General features: G+C 38.7%; 17 protein-coding genes. 14 read left to right on the top strand and 3 right to left on the bottom strand.

Annotation, left to right across the window (positions count from 1 at the left end; all coding sequences use genetic code 11):
• The first annotated feature begins 3 nt into the window (after nt 1–3).
• Nucleotides 4–1,248 (top strand): NAD(P)/FAD-dependent oxidoreductase, encoded by a 1,245-nt coding sequence (locus G6R09_RS04770; RefSeq protein ID WP_163920777.1) that lies wholly within the window; start codon nt 4–6, stop codon nt 1,246–1,248.
• A gap of 74 nt (nt 1,249–1,322) precedes the next feature.
• On the opposite strand, the gene G6R09_RS04765 is transcribed toward G6R09_RS04770, so the two are convergent.
• Nucleotides 1,323–1,535: a VF530 family DNA-binding protein gene (locus tag G6R09_RS04765; protein WP_060996813.1), complete on the bottom strand. Its 213-nt coding sequence runs from the start codon at nt 1,533–1,535 to the stop codon at nt 1,323–1,325.
• A gap of 315 nt (nt 1,536–1,850) precedes the next feature.
• On the bottom strand, nt 1,851–2,672 hold the full coding sequence (locus G6R09_RS04760; protein ID WP_163920774.1) for a hypothetical protein: 822 nt from the start codon (nt 2,670–2,672) through the stop codon (nt 1,851–1,853).
• Nucleotides 2,673–3,248: 576 nt separating this feature from the next.
• Between G6R09_RS04760 and G6R09_RS04755 the strand changes: the two genes are divergently transcribed.
• The 12 genes from G6R09_RS04755 (at nt 3,249) to G6R09_RS04700 (ending at nt 16,387) form a co-directional block, all read left to right on the top strand.
• A complete protein-coding gene (locus G6R09_RS04755) occupies nt 3,249–3,647 on the top strand; it encodes an ATP synthase subunit I (RefSeq protein ID WP_065167183.1) in 399 nt (132 codons plus the stop codon).
• Between the two features lies 1 nt (nt 3,648).
• A complete protein-coding gene (gene atpB, locus G6R09_RS04750; RefSeq protein ID WP_065167182.1) occupies nt 3,649–4,416 on the top strand; it encodes a F0F1 ATP synthase subunit A in 768 nt (255 codons plus the stop codon).
• 51 nt (nt 4,417–4,467) lie between these two features.
• A complete protein-coding gene (atpE, locus tag G6R09_RS04745) occupies nt 4,468–4,704 on the top strand; it encodes a F0F1 ATP synthase subunit C (protein ID WP_036791577.1) in 237 nt (78 codons plus the stop codon).
• Nucleotides 4,705–4,756: 52 nt separating this feature from the next.
• Nucleotides 4,757–5,227, top strand: a complete 471-nt coding sequence (gene atpF, locus G6R09_RS04740) for a F0F1 ATP synthase subunit B (RefSeq protein WP_065167181.1) — start codon at nt 4,757–4,759, stop codon at nt 5,225–5,227.
• 14 nt (nt 5,228–5,241) lie between these two features.
• Nucleotides 5,242–5,790 (top strand): F0F1 ATP synthase subunit delta, encoded by a 549-nt coding sequence (locus G6R09_RS04735; protein WP_065167180.1) that lies wholly within the window; start codon nt 5,242–5,244, stop codon nt 5,788–5,790.
• A gap of 12 nt (nt 5,791–5,802) precedes the next feature.
• Complete coding sequence (gene atpA, locus G6R09_RS04730) at nt 5,803–7,344, top strand: F0F1 ATP synthase subunit alpha (RefSeq protein WP_065167179.1); 1,542 nt, start codon at nt 5,803–5,805, stop codon at nt 7,342–7,344.
• 57 nt (nt 7,345–7,401) lie between these two features.
• Nucleotides 7,402–8,274, top strand: a complete 873-nt coding sequence (gene atpG, locus G6R09_RS04725; protein WP_065167178.1) for a F0F1 ATP synthase subunit gamma — start codon at nt 7,402–7,404, stop codon at nt 8,272–8,274.
• Between the two features lie 21 nt (nt 8,275–8,295).
• Nucleotides 8,296–9,681 carry a F0F1 ATP synthase subunit beta gene (atpD, locus tag G6R09_RS04720; protein ID WP_065167177.1) on the top strand — a complete coding sequence of 462 codons (1,386 nt, stop codon included), beginning with the start codon at nt 8,296–8,298 and terminating at the stop codon, nt 9,679–9,681.
• 16 nt (nt 9,682–9,697) lie between these two features.
• Nucleotides 9,698–10,141 (top strand): F0F1 ATP synthase subunit epsilon, encoded by a 444-nt coding sequence (locus G6R09_RS04715; protein ID WP_060996805.1) that lies wholly within the window; start codon nt 9,698–9,700, stop codon nt 10,139–10,141.
• Nucleotides 10,142–10,583: 442 nt separating this feature from the next.
• A complete protein-coding gene (locus G6R09_RS04710) occupies nt 10,584–11,675 on the top strand; it encodes a NapC/NirT family cytochrome c (RefSeq protein WP_163920770.1) in 1,092 nt (363 codons plus the stop codon).
• 10 nt (nt 11,676–11,685) lie between these two features.
• Nucleotides 11,686–14,139, top strand: coding sequence for a molybdopterin guanine dinucleotide-containing S/N-oxide reductase (locus G6R09_RS04705; protein WP_163920767.1), 2,454 nt, complete (start codon nt 11,686–11,688; stop codon nt 14,137–14,139).
• 382 nt (nt 14,140–14,521) lie between these two features.
• Nucleotides 14,522–16,387, top strand: a complete 1,866-nt coding sequence (locus tag G6R09_RS04700; protein WP_163920764.1) for an acyltransferase family protein — start codon at nt 14,522–14,524, stop codon at nt 16,385–16,387.
• A gap of 149 nt (nt 16,388–16,536) precedes the next feature.
• On the opposite strand, the gene G6R09_RS04695 is transcribed toward G6R09_RS04700, so the two are convergent.
• The gene (locus G6R09_RS04695) at nt 16,537–16,761 is read right to left on the bottom strand and encodes a GntR family transcriptional regulator (protein ID WP_065167173.1); all 225 of its coding nucleotides are present in this window, start codon (nt 16,759–16,761) and stop codon (nt 16,537–16,539) included.
• Nucleotides 16,762–17,233: 472 nt separating this feature from the next.
• Here G6R09_RS04695 and G6R09_RS04690 point away from each other — a divergent pair, with 472 nt between their 5' ends.
• Nucleotides 17,234–18,790, top strand: coding sequence for a YadA-like family protein (locus G6R09_RS04690; protein ID WP_163920761.1), 1,557 nt, complete (start codon nt 17,234–17,236; stop codon nt 18,788–18,790).
• Nucleotides 18,791–19,212 lie beyond the last annotated feature (422 nt).

Genomic DNA, 19,212 nt, shown 5'->3' with positions numbered 1-19,212 from the left:
ATAGTGACTCAACAACAGCGTACGCAAGTCGTGATTATCGGTGCAGGTCCTTCTGGATCTGTTGCTGCAGCATTGTTACATCAACAACAGATTGACGTTATTGTGCTAGAAAAAAGCACCTTTCCGCGTTTTTCAATTGGCGAAAGTTTATTACCTGCATGTATGGAAGTGATAGAGCAAGCACAGATGCTTGATGCTGTTACGGCTGCGGGATTTCAGTTTAAAGATGGGGCAGCGTTTCGTTATCAAGATAGGTATACCACTTTTGATTTTAACGATAAATTCACAGCAGGCCCTGCAACAACTTATCAAGTTCAGCGAGGACAGTTTGATAAAGTATTAGCTGATGAGGCGGTTACTCAAGGCGTTGAGATTCGTTACGAACACGCAGTTGAAGCGATTGAATGCTTAGAATCTAAGTCAGTGCTTACTGTCACTGGAGCAGATAAAAAATCATATACATTAGAAGCTGACTTTGTACTAGATGCCAGTGGTTTTGGGCGAGTATTACCACGGTTACTGGCGTTAGAGAAGCCATCACACTTGCCACCACGGCAAGCGATATTTTGTCATGTTACCGATCATATTAATGCCGAAAAGTGTTCGGTTGATTATGATCGTAATAAGATTTTAATCTCCGTTCATCCTCACTCTGCTGATGTGTGGTATTGGTTGATTCCGTTCAGTAATGGTACCTGTTCACTGGGTGTCGTTGCTCCACCACAGTGGCTAGCTGATTATGGTGATGATTCACTCGCAGTATTAAAACAGCTAGTTAATGAAGAACCGGGACTGGCAACAATTTTAGCCGCGGCAGAATATCCAATAAAAGCGGCAACCATTGAAGGTTATTCTGCCAACGTTACTCAATTGGCAACCTCAAATTACGCTTTGTTAGGTAATGCTGGTGAGTTTTTAGATCCGGTATTTTCTTCAGGTGTCACTATTGCAATGAAATCGGCACAATTAGCAGCCACCGTATTAACGCGTTCATTCGCCGGTGAGAAGGTTGATTGGCAATGTGATTATGCACAACCTCTGATGCTAGGTGTTGATACGTTTCGTACCTATGTTGAAGGGTGGTATTCCGGTGAGCTACAGCGTGTGATTTTTCATCCCAATCCTGATAGTAAAATTAAACAGATGATTTGCGCTATTCTTGCTGGCTACGCATGGGATACTAACAATCCGTTTGTGACTCAATCACAACGTCGATTAGCGGTTATTGCAGCTCTTTGTGCTGAATAAGTAAAGTATCTAACTAGCCGCGACATTCAACATTTTATAAGTGATGAATATCGTGGCTTTTTTATCAGTAATGACTAGCGAACCATATCTAGGTACAAGCTTTCAACTTTTGTACGGGCCCATTCAGTCTTACGTAAAAACTTGAGACTTGATTTGATGCTTGGATCATCATTAAAGCAACGAATGTTAATCCGTGCCCCTAATTCATTCCAGCCATAATGCTCAACAAGTTCAATTAATACTTTTTCTAACGTAATGCCGTGTAGCGGGTTATTTTTCTGTGTCATGTTGTATGCCGTCTTAGTGACTTATTAAAGGTACGTCGTTAATTAGTACTTAGTGTAACTGACAATGCGACGATCCCCAATGTTGTTTTAGTAGTAACCAAGTAAAATTTAACGTTTAAATCTAAGCTAACAATATGAATGGTCGTAAAGGTATTTAATAAATTTAACGTTAAATATATGACACATAAAATGACAGTAGCTAAAAATAAAGGTGTTGCTTTATATAGGATAAGTGTTGCTTATTATAATGGTAAAATCAGTTGAATATTATAATATTGATGAAGTACTACGGTAATTATAGTTGATAGCTTACCGTTAATATGGCTGTAATAACTTAATCGGTGGCTGCTTATTAATATTCTTGGTTTTTTTTCTGCGTAACAAAGCACATTTTTGACATCCGTTTCCAGCTAAATGATTCGTTGGTAATTGCAAGAATTCGCCATGAATACTACAAATAATAATGCCTTTTGTTCTCATGCTTTTGTATTCAAACAATGAATAATTATAGCGTTCACCATGAATTTTTTTTGCACTGGCGATGAATTGTTTAGTGGTCTTTTTTTGACGATTTTTTATACATTTTGGGCATCCAGAACCACGCAAATGTGCATCAGCTCGTTGACTAAAATTACCATGAATCGTGCATGTTATAACCCCTTTGTTAAGAGCCCCTGTATAGATGAAATGTTCATACTGATAACGGTTATTATGAATTTGACTTACCTTCTTTATGTAATCACTTTGTGACACTAATTGAGACGAAGCACACATAGGACAGCCTTTTCCTGCTAAATGTGCGTTTGGTGTTTGTTTAAAAATACCGTGAATCTGACAGTGGATACTCCCTTTCTGTAATGTCCCCTTATATATAAATTCCTCGTAAGTATATTTGTTGTTGTGAATGGCGTTAGCTCGAGCAATAAATTGACTTAGTGTCAGCTTTTTGGTGCCAGAACAGGCTTGGCAACCATGCCCAGCAAGATGAACATCTGGCCGTTGTTTAAAATTTCCATGGATTGGACAGGTAATAATGGCTGCCGTTTTGGCGTTTATATAATCAAAAAAAGTATAACTGTATTTTTGATTATGGCGTTTTTTGGCTTTGTTGATGAAAATTGCAGTACTATTTTTCACTGGATTAATGTTGCCTTGTTGGGGTGTTTTTGTTAACGGGAGTGTGAGCTGTTAATAGCTTCTTATTTGTCAGGGTAAGGTCAATAATGCAATTACGGATGAAATAGCGCTTTTTTAAACGAGGCTGAATCAGGAATATCAAAAATGCAATGTAAATAAAAATTAAAAAATGTTAATGATTACTTATGCGTAATACGCACATGATAATCTCGATCTTGAGCATCAACATCAAGAGCCAAAAATGGTAATCATTGTTTGCATTTATTTTGATGGCTATCACAAAACTGATCACGTAAATTTTGTACTGCAAACGATAGGCTGAAACATATTGAAAAATAAGCCTATTAGTAAGCACCGCATAATATATAAATTTCTATTATATATTTAATGGAGCTGCGTAATTGAATGTTTATGATGATAAGACATTATTTTAGTAATTATTCAGTTTTATACTTCGACAAGATATTTTGAAGTGTAATTACTGTTTTAATTAATTATTTTATATTATCTGTAATAAACATAATTAAGAAAAGGAGTCGTAATAATAAAAGTACAGACGGTGTAGAGGATTTAAATATGAAAGCAGGCTCAGGGTGTAACGATATTCTTTCTGCAGCAAAAGTCATATTACTCGGACAGTTAATACTTGGATGTTTATTTATATTATTCATTTGTATTACAAATAACACGTTTGGTGTGAAATCTGCAATTATCGGTGTAGCGATTGCTGTTATTCCTTCTTTGCTTGGGCTAGGTAGCGCAGCATATAAATTGAAGAAGAATGATGAAATTAATATCAAATATTTAGCCAAGCTGAATTCATTAGTTAAATGGGTTTATACCGCGGTAATGATATTGGTTGTGGTTCGTTTTATACCGGTTAATAGCGAAATTATGTTGCTGGCTTATAGTGTTACATTTTTAGGATGCTTTTTAACTCCGATACTTAACAAACCTCAATTTAGGATGACGTAAGGTGGAATCAGTAACTACCGCTCACGATTATATTGAGCACCATCTAACATTCTTCACTGTGGGTAAGGGTTTTTGGAGCATTAACATTGACTCCATGCTCATGGTTTGGTTGTTAGGTTTACTGTTTATCGGTGTTTTTCGATATGTTGCATCACGAGGAACCAGCGGGGTTCCGGGTAAGTTGCAATGTTTTATTGAAATAACCTATGAATTTGTAAATAACCTTGTTAAGGAAATTTTTCAAACAAAAGACAAGTTAATTGGGCCATTGGCATTAACTATTTTTGTTTGGGTTTTTCTTATGAACACAATTGACTTATTGCCAGTTGATTTCATTCCAGCATTTGCTCGCTTACTTGGTTTTGAGCATTTCCGTGAATTACCTTCTGCGGATGTCAATGTGCCTATGTCGATGGCAATTGGTGTGTTTATGTTAATCATAATTTACACACTAAAAACAAAAGGATTGCGTGGTTTTATTAAAGAACTAACGACACAACCTTTTGAAAGTCCATGGCTTTACCCGGTGAATTTAGTTTTGGAGTTAGTAACACTAATATCAAAACCAATTTCTCTCGGTCTGCGATTGTTCGGCAACATGTATGCGGGTGAAATGATTTTTATCCTTATTGCATTAATGCCGTGGTGGATGCAGTGGGCGCTCAGCGTTCCATGGGCACTATTCCACATTCTTATTGTGTTCTTACAAGCGTTTATCTTCATGGTATTAACGGTTGTTTATTTGGCAATGGCCACAGAAGAACATTAATAAATTAAGTTCGATTTGAGTTTTAACTATTTAATAATTTTGGAGTCATTCATGGATATTGTAAGTGCAGTTCTTTATGTTGCTGGTGCACTACTGATTGGTTTAGGTGCGGCGGGTGCGGCTGCTGGTATTGGTAACTTAGCAGGTAAATACCTTGAAGGTGTTGCACGTCAGCCGGACCTTATGCCGATGCTACGTACACAGTTCTTTATCATGATGGGTCTTGTCGATGCGGTTCCTATGATTGGTGTTGGTATTGGTCTTTACATCATCTTTGCTGTGGCTTAATAGCCAGAACTACCGTTATAAATCATAACGTTATTTAAATAGTGAGGATGGTATGAATTTAAATGCAACCATGCTTGGTCAAGCAATCTCTTTTGTGATTTTTGTTTGGCTATGTATGAAGTATGTCTGGCCGCCGCTAACTGCGTTAATTGAGCAACGCCAACGTGAAATTGCAGATGGGCTTATTCATACAGAAAACGCAGCTAAAGAACTCGACATCGCAAAAGCGAATGGCGCAAAAGTTTTGGAAGATGCGAAGAAAAGTGCGAGTGAGTTAGTTGAGCAAGGTAATAAGCGCCGAGCACAGATTATCGAAGATGCCCACGCTGAAGGCGAGAAAGAAAAAGCCCGTCTTGTAGCGCAAGGTCAAGCAGAGTTAGAAAGCGAACGTAATCGCATTCGTCAGGAACTACGTGCTGAAATGTCCGATATGGTCATTGAAACGGCTCAGAAACTGATTAATCGCAATTTGGATACTGATGCTAACCGCGATCTTGTTAATAAACTTATCACGGATATGTAACTGGAGAGCACATTATGTCAGATCCACTAACCATTGCTCAGCCCTATGCCAAAGCTGCATTTGATTATGCAGTTGCTAATCAGGCATTAGAACAATGGGAGCAAATGTTGACCATCGCAGCAACGGTTGCTAGCCAACCAATCATTGCTCAGCAGATTGAAGACAGCGAACAGTTAGGTGCTAGTGACTCAGAAGCGTTTACTGACATGTTCTTGGGCATTTGTGAAGGTCTACTGGATGAACATGGCCAGAACCTGATCAAAGTAATGGCTGAAAATGGACGTCTAAATGTGATCGTTCAGGTTGTCGAACTGTTTCATGAGCTTAAAGATGATTATGAGCGCATGGTTACTGCGCATGTCACTACGACTGAGCCATTAAGCATTCAACAACAAGCCAATTTAGTACAGGCGCTGCAAAAAAAATTAAATCGCAGTGTTGAGCTTGATTGCCACATCGATGAAACGCTAGTAGGCGGCATGCTGATCAAAGCTGGAGAGTTGGTGATTGACGGTACGCTTAAAAGCTCTATCAACCGACTCGCAACGAGCCTTCAGGCGTAATAGGTAATAGATATGCAACTAAACTCGAATGAAATTAGCGATTTAATTAGACAACGAATCGCCACCTTCAATGTGACAAGTCAAGCACGTAACGAAGGGACTATCGTCTCTGTAAGTGACGGTATTATTAATATCAATGGTCTTGCTGATGTTATGCAAGGTGAGATGATTGAACTGCCAGATAACCGCTATGCATTAGCGCTTAACTTAGAGCGCCACTCAGTGGGTGCGGTAGTGATGGGCCCGTATGCTGACCTTGCAGAAGGCATGAAAGTAACAGGTACTGGCCGTATTCTTGAAGTACCTGTAGGTAAAGGTTTATTAGGGCGTGTAGTGAATACCCTAGGTCAACCAATTGACGGTAAAGGCGCTATAGACAATGACGGTTTCGCACCGGTAGAAATCATTGCCCCTGGTGTTATTGACCGTAAGTCGGTTGATCAGCCTATCCAAACGGGCTACAAAGCGGTTGATGCGATGGTACCAATCGGTCGTGGTCAGCGTGAGCTTATCATTGGTGACCGTCAAACAGGTAAAACAGCGATGGCGATTGATGCCATCATTAACCAGAAAGATTCTGGCATCTACTCGGTATATGTTGCGATTGGCCAAAAAGCGTCAACCATTGCTAACGTGGTACGTAAGCTAGAAGAAAATGGTGCCCTACAAAATACTATCGTCGTAGTTGCATCGGCATCAGAAGCCGCAGCGTTACAGTACTTAGCACCTTATGCTGGTTGTACTATGGGTGAGTATTTCCGTGACCGTGGTGAAGATGCACTAATCGTATACGATGATTTATCAAAACAAGCAGTCGCTTATCGTCAAATTTCACTATTGCTTAAGCGTCCACCAGGTCGTGAAGCCTTTCCTGGTGATGTGTTCTACCTTCACTCACGTCTACTAGAGCGTGCATCACGTGTAAATGCTAACTATGTTGAGCGTTTCACTAATGGTGAAGTAACAGGTCAAACAGGTTCATTAACTGCGTTACCTATCATTGAAACCCAAGCGGGTGACGTATCAGCCTTCGTACCAACTAACGTAATTTCGATTACTGATGGTCAGATCTTCTTGCAGACTAACTTGTTTAACGCAGGTTTACGTCCAGCCGTTGACCCAGGTATTTCAGTATCGCGTGTAGGTGGTGCAGCTCAGACTAAAATCATCAAGAAGCTGTCAGGCGGTATTCGTACTGCACTTGCGCAGTACCGTGAATTAGCCGCATTTGCGCAGTTCTCATCGGATCTAGATGACGCAACCCGTAAGCAGCTTGACCACGGTGAAAAAGTAACAGAGCTGATGAAACAGAAGCAGTACGCACCAATGTCTGTCGCAGAGCAAGCACTTGCTATTTTCTCTGCTGAAAAAGGCTACTTGAACAGTGTTGAGTTATCACAAATAGGTGCATTTGAAGCAGCATTGATGGCATTTGCAAAAAGTCAGCACGCCGAGTTGCTTGCCTCAATCAATGAATCAGGTAATTACAACGATGATATCGAAGCAAGTCTGCATCAGCTTCTAAAAACATTCGTTGATACGCAGTCGTACTAAGTAACGCGAATACTTTCCGTCCGAACGACGCAGTATGAATGTAGATAGGAGCTAACCATGGCAAATGCAAAAGAGATCCGCACTAAAATCGCTAGCGTACAAAATACGCAAAAGATCACTAGTGCAATGCAAATGGTTGCCGCAAGTAAGATGCGTAAAGTTCAACACAACATGGAAGCGACCCGCCCTTACGCTGAGAATATGCGTAAGGTGATCGGGCACCTAACTTCCGGTTCGTTGGAATATAAGCATCCCTATCTTGAAGAGCGAGAAGTTAAACGAGTAGCTTACATCATTATTTCCTCAGACCGAGGATTGTGTGGTGGTTTGAACATTAACTTGTTCAAGAAAGCCATGGCAGATATGCGCCAATGGCGAGATCAAGGGGTTGATGTCGACACCACCTTGATCGGCTCAAAAGCAATTTCGTTTTTCCATCGCTTCGGCAACGTGATTGCACAAACATCAGGTATTGGTGACTCACCAAAACTCGAAGATATTTTAGGCCCGGTTAATGCCATGTTGGAGTTTTTCGACCAAGGAAAAATTGACCGTTTGTTCCTAGTTTACAACGAGTTTGTAAACACAATGGTGCAAATGCCAAAGGTAACTCAGTTGTTGCCTAACCCAGAACTTGAACAAGACGCGTCAGATGATGTGAATGAAAAAAGTCGTTGGGATTATATCTATGAGCCTGATCCTAAGCCGATCCTCAATGAATTGATGCTTCGTTATATCGAATCACAAGTCTATCAAGGCACCGTTGAGAGTATCGCTTGTGAACAAGCAGCACGAATGGTGGCAATGAAAGCAGCAACAGATAATGCGGGTGAGCTGATTAATGATCTTCAGCTGGTATATAACAAAGCCCGTCAAGCTGCAATCACCCAAGAGCTAAGTGAAATCGTAGCTGGGGCACAAGCCGTTTAAACAGAATTTTAAGGACATCAAATGAGTACTGGTAAGATTGTCAAAGTCATCGGCGCTGTCGTTGACGTTGAGTTTGATCAAGATAGCGTGCCTCGAGTATATGATGCGCTTACCTTAAGTGACAGTGAGCATGCAGCACTTGTATTAGAAGTACAGCAGCAAATTGGTAGCGGTGTTGTACGTTGTATCGCAATGGGTTCATCAGACGGTCTTCGTCGTGGTTTGGAAGTGGTTAATACTAATGCGCCAATTTCAGTGCCTGTCGGTGAAGAAACGCTTGGCCGTATCATGAACGTATTGGGTACCCCAATCGATGAGTGCGGTGACATTGGTGAAAAGAAAAAATATGCTATTCACCGCGCAGCACCGTCATATGAAGATCAATCTAATAGTTCAGAGCTGTTAGAGACTGGCGTTAAGGTTATCGACCTTATTTGTCCATTTGCCAAAGGTGGTAAAGTTGGTCTGTTTGGTGGTGCGGGTGTAGGTAAGACCGTTAACATGATGGAGCTTATCAACAACATCGCTAAAGCACACTCAGGTTTATCAGTATTTACCGGTGTGGGTGAACGTACACGTGAAGGTAACGACTTTTACTTCGAAATGAAAGAAGCCGGGGTACTTGATAAAGTTGCCATGGTTTACGGTCAGATGAACGAGCCACCGGGTAACCGTCTACGTGTAGCATTAACAGGCTTAACCATTGCGGAAAGTTTCCGTGATGAAGGTCGTGATGTATTGCTGTTCATCGATAATATCTACCGTTATACATTGGCAGGTACCGAAGTATCAGCACTGCTTGGCCGTATGCCATCAGCGGTAGGTTATCAGCCAACATTGGCTGAAGAGATGGGTGTACTACAAGAGCGTATTACCTCAACTAAAACGGGTTCTATTACATCTATTCAAGCGGTATATGTACCAGCCGATGACTTGACTGACCCATCGCCAGCAACAACCTTTGCTCACTTAGATGCAACCGTTGTACTGTCACGTAATATCGCTGCATTGGGTCTATACCCTGCTATTGACCCATTAGATTCAACGTCACGTCAGCTTGATCCATTGGTTGTTGGTCAAGAGCACTATGATGTTGCCCGTGGTGTACAGACAGTACTTCAGCGTTATAAAGAACTGAAAGATATTATTGCTATTTTAGGTATGGATGAATTATCTGAAGAAGATAAATTAACCGTATCTCGTGCACGTAAGATTGAACGTTTCCTAACTCAGCCTTACCACGTAGCAGAAGTATTTACTGGTCAAAAAGGTATTTTCGTTTCTCTTAAAGAGACTATCGCTGGCTTTAAAGGCCTATTAAGCGGTGAGTATGATGATATTCCAGAACAAGCATTCTTGTACTGCGGTAGCATTGAAAATGTACTCGAAAAAGCGAAAACCTTATAAGGCTTGAGGAGGCATTATGGCTATTGGCGTTACCGAGAACACGTTCCAACTCAATATCGTAAGTGCTGAGGGACCCTTGTTCTCTGGTCCAGCTCACGCGCTGGCAGTTTCAGGCTCCGATGGTGAGTTGGGTATTCGCCCTGGTCACTCTCCTTTATTGAGCCGACTAAAACCTGGTGTGGCAAGCTTCGTCACAGATTTAAAGGATCCCGAAGAAATCCTTTATATCTCAGGCGGTATAGTTGAAGTTCAGCCCAACGTAGTAACTGTACTTGCCGACACGGCAATGCATGGGAAGGACATTGATCAAGCCCGCGCTGATGAAGCTCGCCGCGCCGCCGAAGAAAACATCAACAAGCATGCTGATGATGTTAACTTCGCAATGGCGGAAATGGATCTGGCGAAAGCAATGGCACAATTACGTGCTGTTGAATTAACTCAGAAACAAATGCGCCGTTAAATCAGTTGGAATAATACGCTAACAGCACCTTGTGGCTAAATCACCATAGCGATTAAGGTGCGGTTATTGTCTTATACTTACTGATCCCCGTCTCTATAGGTCTCCAGCCTAATACCAAGGGACAAAATAATAAATATACAGGATGTTATTTATTATTGGTGAACGTAAGTTTACCGTCACTATCTAAAGCCCCTGCACTGTACCGAGCGTAGGGGCTTTTTTTATGTTTTTCATTAATAGTTAGCTGCCACACAATAAATATGAAAATGTGTTTGTAAATAAGTCAATAAAAGTGATTTACTGTTGATATGTTTGTAATTTGTGAGTAATGAATCACAGTTGCATGACTAAAACAACATGTTGTGACCAAGTGTGTCATTTTTAGCGGTAGAATTCTTTAAAATAGCCATAAAAAAATCAAGGTTAATTTAAGGATGATATTATGAAAAAACGCTATATTGCTTTAATCGCTGTTATTGGCATCGTTATTGGCTGGTTAACCTTAGGTGGAACACAAGCCGTACTTCATGCAACTTCAAGTACTGAATTTTGTGTATCGTGCCATACGATGCAAAAACCATTGGCTGAATATCAAGGTTCAGTTCACTTCAGTAACCAAAAAGGTATTCGTGCAGAATGTGCTGATTGCCATATCCCTAAAGATCCTATTGATTATTTAATTACCAAGGTTCGAGCGTCTAAAGACATCTACCATGAATTTGTTACCGGTAAAATTGATACTGATGCTAAGTATGAAGATCATCGTTTAGCAATGGCTGAAACGGTATGGGGACAAATGCGTGAAAACGATTCAGCTACTTGCCGTTCTTGCCATGACTTTGATGCAATGGAAACTTATGACCAATCAGTAAGTGCACAAAAAATGCATTTATACGCGCAAGAAAATAATCAAACCTGTATTGATTGTCATAAAGGTGTTGCTCACTTCGCACCGCAAGCTACGTTAGATACCTCCGCTTTTGATCACCTTTTTGACATGGCTAAAAATACTAAACCTGATGCAGTTAAAGTTTATCCAATTGAAGCCATCAAAATGGCTGATCTTGCGACGATTAATCCAACCGTTGAATTAACCACTGTCGCGCATAAAGATAACCAGCGTACGGTTATGGTATCAGGCTACCAAATGCAAGGTGCAGAATCTGTTATCTACATGGGTGAAGGGCAACGTTCAATCATCGCTACCTTAACTGATGCGGGAATTAAAGCATTAAAACTAGGCGATGCTAAAACTGACGCTTACGGTAATCAATGGCGTAGTGCAGAGTTAACAGGCTTGATTGAAGCACCTGTGCTTGCATCTAATCAACCGTTATGGGATTACGCAGAAGAACTCGATAACGTTTATTGTGCAACTTGCCACGCTAAAATTCCAGCCAATCATTTTACTGTTAACTCTTGGGGCCCTGTTGCAAAAAGCATGGGCGCACGTACTGATATCTCTGAGCTAAATCTTGAGATCTTAACTAAATTCTTCCAAAACCACGCGAAAGACGTGGCAAACCATAAATAAGGGAGTGACTATGACTACTATTACTCGTCGCGGCTTTTTAAAAGGCGCAGGTGCATCTGCTGGTGCATTAGCGATCACGTCAATCGCTCCGTTATCTGTGAACGCTTCTACGTTTGGACGTACAGATTCATTAATTCTAACTGCAGGTCGTATGGGTCCATTACTTTGTGAAGTCAAAGATGGACAGCTTATCTCAACCAAAAGTGGCTTAGCGCAAACGGTACCAAACAGCTTGCAACAAACGGGTCCATCACAGGTTTATACTAAAGCTCGTGTTAAATACCCAATGGTCCGTAAAGGTTATTTAGAGAACCCAAGCAACCCCCAAGGTGTTCGTGGTAGCGATGAATTTGTGCAAGTATCATGGGATGACGCTTACAAGTTAATTCATGAACAACATATGCGTATTCGTGAAACTTACGGTCCTCAATCTATCTTTGCTGGCTCTTACGGTTGGCGATCAAGTGGTGTGTTGCATAAAGCTCAAACACTACTGCAACGTTACATGAGTATGGCTGGTGGTTATGCTGGCCATTTAGGAGATTACTCAACGGGTGCAGCTCAAGTTATCATGCCGCACGTGGTTGGCTCTATCGAAGTATATGAACAACAAACCACTTATCCTGTAATTCTAGAGAACAGTGAAGTAGTTGTGTTGTGGGGCTTGAACCCAATCAATACCTTAAAGATTGCTTGGTCTTCAACCGATGGTCAAGGCCTTGAGTTTTTCCACCAACTGAAAAAATCAGGAAAAACCGTGATTATCATTGACCCAATGCGCTCAGAAACCGCTGAATTCTTTGGTGATAAAGCACAATGGATTGCACCTAATCCACAATCTGATGTAGCGATGATGATGGGTATTGCTCATCAATTAGTGAAAACACAGCAGCACGATACTGAATTCCTAGCTAAATACACCGTAGGCTTCGAACAATTTGAAGCATACTTAATGGGTAAAGAAGACGGTATTGAGAAATCCCCACAATGGGCTGAAGCTATTTGTGGTGTTCCTGCAAAACAGATGGAACTGCTGGCTAAGATCTTCAAAGAAAACCGCACCATGCTAATGGGTGGATGGGGTATGCAACGTCAACAATACGGCGAGCAACGTCACTGGATGCTAACCGTCCTTGCTTCAATGCTTGGTCAAATTGGCTTGCCGGGCGGTGGTTTTGGTTACTCATACCACTATTCAAATGGCGGAAACCCAACACGTGACGCAGGCGTACTCCCAGCAATGTCTCCTTCGTTAGGTGGAAGCTCAGCAGGCGGTAATGATTGGGCAATTCAAGGCTCAGTTACTGCCTTCCCTGTTGCTCGTATTGTTGAATGTTTAGAGAAACCGGGAACAGAATATCTACACAATGGCCATATACTCACTTTCCCAGTGTTGAAAATGATCTGGTGGGCGGGCGGTGCTAACTTTACCCATCACCAAGATACAAACCGCTTGATCAAAGCATGGCAAAAACCTGAGATGATCGTTATTTCAGAACCGTACTGGACTGCAGCAGCTAAACATGCGGATATCGTGCTACCAATTACGACTTCATTTGAGCGTAATGATATGACCATGACAGGTGATTACTCTAATCAACATCTTGTGCCGATGAAGCAAGTAGTTGAGCCTCAACATGAAGCCCGTAGTGACCTTGATGTTTTTGCTGATATGGCAGAGCACCTTAAACCTGGTGGGCGAAACGTTTATATGGAAAACAAAACGGAGATGGAATGGCTTCGTGATTTCTATAAAACAGCACAACAAGGCGGTCGTAATGCACGTATACCTATGATGAATTTCTCTAAGTTTTGGGAAGCGAATAAGCTTATTGAAATGAAGTGGAATGCAAAGAATGCTGAGTTTGTTCGCTTTGGTGATTTCCGTAAAGATCCAATCATGAACCCACTAGGCACGCCAAGTGGTAAGATTGAGATCTTCTCTAAAACTATCGAAAGTTACAAACTGGATGATTGTCCTCCACATCCAACGTGGATGGAACCAACCGAGTGGATGTTTAACTACACTGATGGCGAATTACAGTTAATGACGTCGCACTCAGCACACCGTTTGCACAGCCAATTTAACTATGCGGACCTTCGTAAAGAGTATGCAATTCAAGATCGTGAACCAATTACGATTCATCCAGAAGATGCCAAAGTACGTGGTATTAAAGATGGTGATTTAGTTCGTGCTTATAACCAACGTGGTCAAGTACTCGTCGGCGCACATGTTTCTGATGGTATTAAAAAAGGCAGCGTATGTATTCACGAAGGCGCATGGCCTGATTTAGATCCTAAAACAGGTATGTGTAAAAACGGCGGACCCAACGTATTAACGATGGATATTCCAACCTCTCGTTTAGCTAATGGTAATTGCGGCAACTCTGGAGTGGTAAAAATCGAAAAATATACCGGTGTTGCACCAACATTAACGGCATTTACTCCGCCAATGAATGGTTAATAATATAGTTCGCCTTATTTAAATATGACTAGATTCTAGTTGTAAAAGAAAATGAGGTGAACTATTTTTTTAGTAATGAGGTGGTTTTTATTTAGGAGGAGATTAAACAAATCATCATAACGATACTAACGGTAGTAATGACAGCATATATAAAAATATAAGAGTTATTACAGACATATATTGTTGTATTAACGATAAATATTTCTTTTAGTATTAAGTTAACATAGAGTTACTATAATAATGTTTAACTTATTCCAAAAAGGAATGTTTTGACAGGGTGTTATGTTAAATATTAATGTCATGTTTGTGTTAATGATGTTCCATTTAATAGATAAAGCTTTTAATAAATATATAATCGCATTTTTTTGCTAAAAGATTGTATATGAACTTTAGACAAGATATAAATGGATTAAGAGCCATAGCTGTTATTGCTGTGGTAATATTTCACTTCAATAGTACATTAATACCCGGAGGATTTGCTGGGGTTGATGTTTTTTTTGTTATATCAGGCTTTCTGATGACAAGTATTATATTTAGAGGGATAGGGAATAATAATTTTTCAATTCTTTCTTTTTATAAAGCACGTGCTATAAGAATAATACCTGCATTATTAGCTTTAAGTAGCGTGACATTTTTATTTTGTTGGTTTTTTCTTGTTCCATTAAAATTTGAAGCTTTAGGTCGTCATGTTCTAAGTAGTATCAGTTTTTTATCTAATATTACATATTGGAAAGAGTCAGGTTATTTTGATACATCATCTCAAACAAAATGGTTATTACATACTTGGTCACTGTCTGTTGAGTGGCAATTTTATATTATATATCCAATTGTTTTAGTTATTTTAAGTAAAATATTTTCTCTAAATCTAATTAAAAAACTTTTAGTTGTAACCACTATCTTAGGCTTAGGGTTGAGTGCGTATGCATCATATTATTGGCCATCACCGGCATATTATTTATTCCCTACGCGAGCATGGGAAATGATGGCAGGCGGTTTAGTTTTTCTTTATCCAGTAAAATTAAATGAGCCAGTAAAAAAATATACGAATATAGTGGGTTTTGTTTTAATAATTTGTTCTTATATTTTCATGTCAAAAGCTGATATGTGGCCTGGATATTTAGCATTAATTCCGGTGCTAGGTAGTGCTTTGATTATCTGGTCAAATAAGCAAGATAGTTTGATTACAAATAATAAGATAATGACAACTATTGGTTTATGGTCTTATTCTATTTACTTATGGCATTGGCCTGTCGTTGTTATCGGACATTATTTTAATATTGAGTATTGGACTGTTATTGGGATCCCATTATCAATCTTATTAGGCTACATGAGTTATACTTTTATCGAAAAAAATCGAGTAAGTCTTAAAGCAATATTATTACCTTATATTATTATTGCTGGAATTTCTTATATTGTTATTTCGAATATTAGCTTTTTTTATAATATACCAAACAATAAATTTGAAGCAATTGTTACAAATAAGGCTAAAGATAACAATGGAGCATATACTTGGAGTAGGCTCAGAAGTTTAAACAAAAAAGAACAATTTAGTCATGATGAAGGCAATAAAATGCTCATCATTGGTGATTCTCAAGCTGGTGATTTTGTAAATGTTATGTACGATGCTGGCTTTGCAGAAAAGTCTGAGATTATTTCACGGGTTGTAGAAGCAGATTGCGGATTTTTCTATTTAACGCCAAATCAACAACAAAAGGCTTTTTCTGATTCACCAACGATTAAAGATAATCAAATGTGGCAGAATAAGTGTCAAAGCTTCATTAAACATGTTGATGATGGCAATGTTGTTGAACAAGCTAATATTATTGTTCTTGCAATGTATTGGCGTGATGACAATATGCAATGGATTTTACAATCAATTGAAAATATTCGCAGTAAAAATCCGCGTGCAAAAATTTATGTTGTTGGTGGTAAGTCATTTAACCGTCAGATTTCGACACTAGCTTATGATGCTTATCGTAATAATATCGATATTGGTAATTATGCGGTAAAAAATATTGCTCAAAATAGTAAAGAAGATCGTGCCATACAGAATAAGATCTTTGAATCTAAAGCTAAATTGATAAATTATAACTACACATTTATTAATATGACTAATCTAATGTGTGATAGTCAAAAGTGTAATGTTATTGATGATAATGGTCATTCTTTTTACTACGATCGACGCCATACGACTCGTGACGGAACGAAATATATAGCGAAAAAATTATTAGAAAACAAAGTGTTCTAATTTTAATAAAATGGAAAAGCTGAGAGCTTTATTCTCAGCTTTTTAATATATATTACATAGTGTAGTTTGAAAATTGGTTTAACTACTGGCGAGATAGTGCTTATGATCGTAATTATTTTATTAGCCTATCAAAATGGACATAAATCTTATTAAGAGGCTAAAAACCAACCTCGACGTTCTTTTCTATAAATGATGCCCTGAGCTTCTAGCTCTAATAGTGCGTGCTTTACGGTTACACGGCTAGCATTAAAAATCTCGCTTAATTCACGTTCGGATGGGAGTCGTTTTGATTGAGTCGAAAAGAGTCCTCGTTCAATTTGCTGAAGTATCGTTTCACAAATAAGAGAGGGTGAAGATGATAATTGTTCGCTCATTATAACCATTGCTCATTTTTGTAAGTTGCTGATAAAGGTATCAGTACAGATAGCATAGCAATGGTATGTCATTATTATGTCATTACCATTTTAGTAATTTGTTCCAATCATCATTTATTACCATCAATAAAATAGAGTTTATTACAATCTTTAAGTTAAATTCATATTTAGAAAATTTCAATTTAGATGATATTTTAAGTGGTCATTATTGAATACAAATATTTCATTTATGGAATATTCTTCTTGAATTAAAAGCGATGCTGTTATTTTCTTGGTGAATACCTGTATTTATTAAGCTATTTTACATATGAAAAACAATGCTTAAGCATTGTTTTATAAAATACCAAATAATTTATTTAAACGAACAGTGTTTTAATCATCGATTTTTACGATTGATGTAATCATTTTTATTGAATGGCTTTTTTTTACTTCTCCTAGATTATGGCCGCATACGATAATTAGAGAATGAAAAATGAAAATTCTACCGTTTGTTTTATGCTCAACCTTACTAAGTACATCAGCTTTTGCTTCAAGCACTAATATTATTATTAATGCTCCAAATGCTGGCGTTCAAGACCCAGTTGTTAATGATCATATTGAAAGTGATAATGTTGTAGTGGGTAAAGACTCAACATTTTCCGGGGTTGGTAGCTTAATTATTGGTGCTAATAGTACAGGTCAAGATCAATCTGTTGCTATCGGTAATCATACCTCAGCTGCGGGTGAATCTATTGCATTAGGTGCCGGATCTGTAGCTAAAAATAATAGTATTGCTATCGGTAATCAGTCATATTCTGATGATGGTCAGGTTTCTATTGGTAATGAGTATCATCAACGTCGAATTGAAAATATGGCCGCAGGTCAAAAAGATACTGATGGTGTTAATGTTAGTCAGCTAACGCCATTAAAAGAGGGTATTGCGACAAATACAAATCAGATTAAAACCGTTGAAACCAATGTCGCTACCAACAGTACTGATATTACGAATAACAAAGGTGCCATCTCAACCAACAGTACTGATATTACGAACAACAAAGGTGCCATCACAACCAACAGCACTGATATTACGAATAACAAAGGTGCCATCACAACCAACAGCACTGATATTACGAATAACAAAGGTGCCATCACAACCAACAGCACTGATATTGCAAACAACAAAGGTGCTATCACAACCAACAGCACTGATATTGCAAACAACAAAGGTGCCATCTCAACCAACAGCACTGATATTACGAACAATAAAGGTGCCATCACAACCAATAGCACCAATATTACGACTAACACTGCAGGCATTACTACCAACAAAGGTGCTATCACAACCAACAGCACCAATATTACGACTAACACTGCAGGCATTACTACTAACAAAGGTGCCATCTCAACCAACAGCACTGATATTACGAACAACAAAGGCGCTATCACAACTAATAGTACCGATATTTTGACAAATAAAGGTGCGATTACGAGTAATAGAGCAGATATTAATAGCAATAGAAATACAATTTCGACTAATAGTGCTGCGATTGATCGTAATATTACCAATATTAATAATAATACGACTCATATTCGATCAAATACGGTAAATGTCCAAAAAAACACCTCAGAGATAACGAAAACTAAGCAATTGGCGACCACAAACCAAACGAATATTAGTAAAAATACGGACGGTATTAACACTAACCGAACCAATATCCAACATAACTCTGATCGGATTGATAATATTGACACAAGCAATAAGAAATATGTTGATAATAAATTTAATCAATTAAAAACTGATATTTATCAAGTGAGAAAGCGTGCTGATGCAGGAACCGCTTCTGCAATGGCAATGACTCAAATAGCAGCACCGTTAAATGGTTATAAATATAATATTGGTATAGGTATTGGTTCATATGGAGAACAAGCAGCAACAGCGATTGGTGCTAAGTTTAGAGTGAATCAGAGTACAACTGTTGGCTTAACATCATCTTATGACTCTCAGCATAACTTTGGTACATCAATTGGTGCGAATTGGTCATTTAACTAACCGTTGTTAGTCATTTGAGAGAAGGAAATACGCTTTTTTACAATCGAAACGATTAATTATTGTGAGGGTTTGTCGTCGTAGAATATGGATTTTTCGAAAAAATTAGTCATATGATTCAATTAGTAACGATGAGGTTGATGTATTATTACCATTATCAAAGCAATTTATATTCTTTATTAACAATAAAGTGGAACCTTCTTGTGCTTGATGGCTTTTTTTTCAGCGTTCAAAATCAGAGATCACACTTTAACTGGATTAATTTCCATTGAAAAATAACGAATATTGCTTAATTATTGATTAATGGACCTATAATAAATAGTAATTTATATTTTATTTTTGATCTTTAAATATAAAAAAAACCTAAAAAAGCGTATTTCTCTGTACTGTGTTTTTCATTAGATTTTTATGTAACTTATTGTTTT

It is taken from the genome of Photobacterium sp. Alg240-V54 (assembly GCF_900537155.1).
Taxonomy (GTDB): Bacteria; Pseudomonadota; Gammaproteobacteria; order Enterobacterales; family Vibrionaceae; genus Photobacterium.
This window is presented reverse-complemented; position numbering and strand designations above follow the sequence as displayed.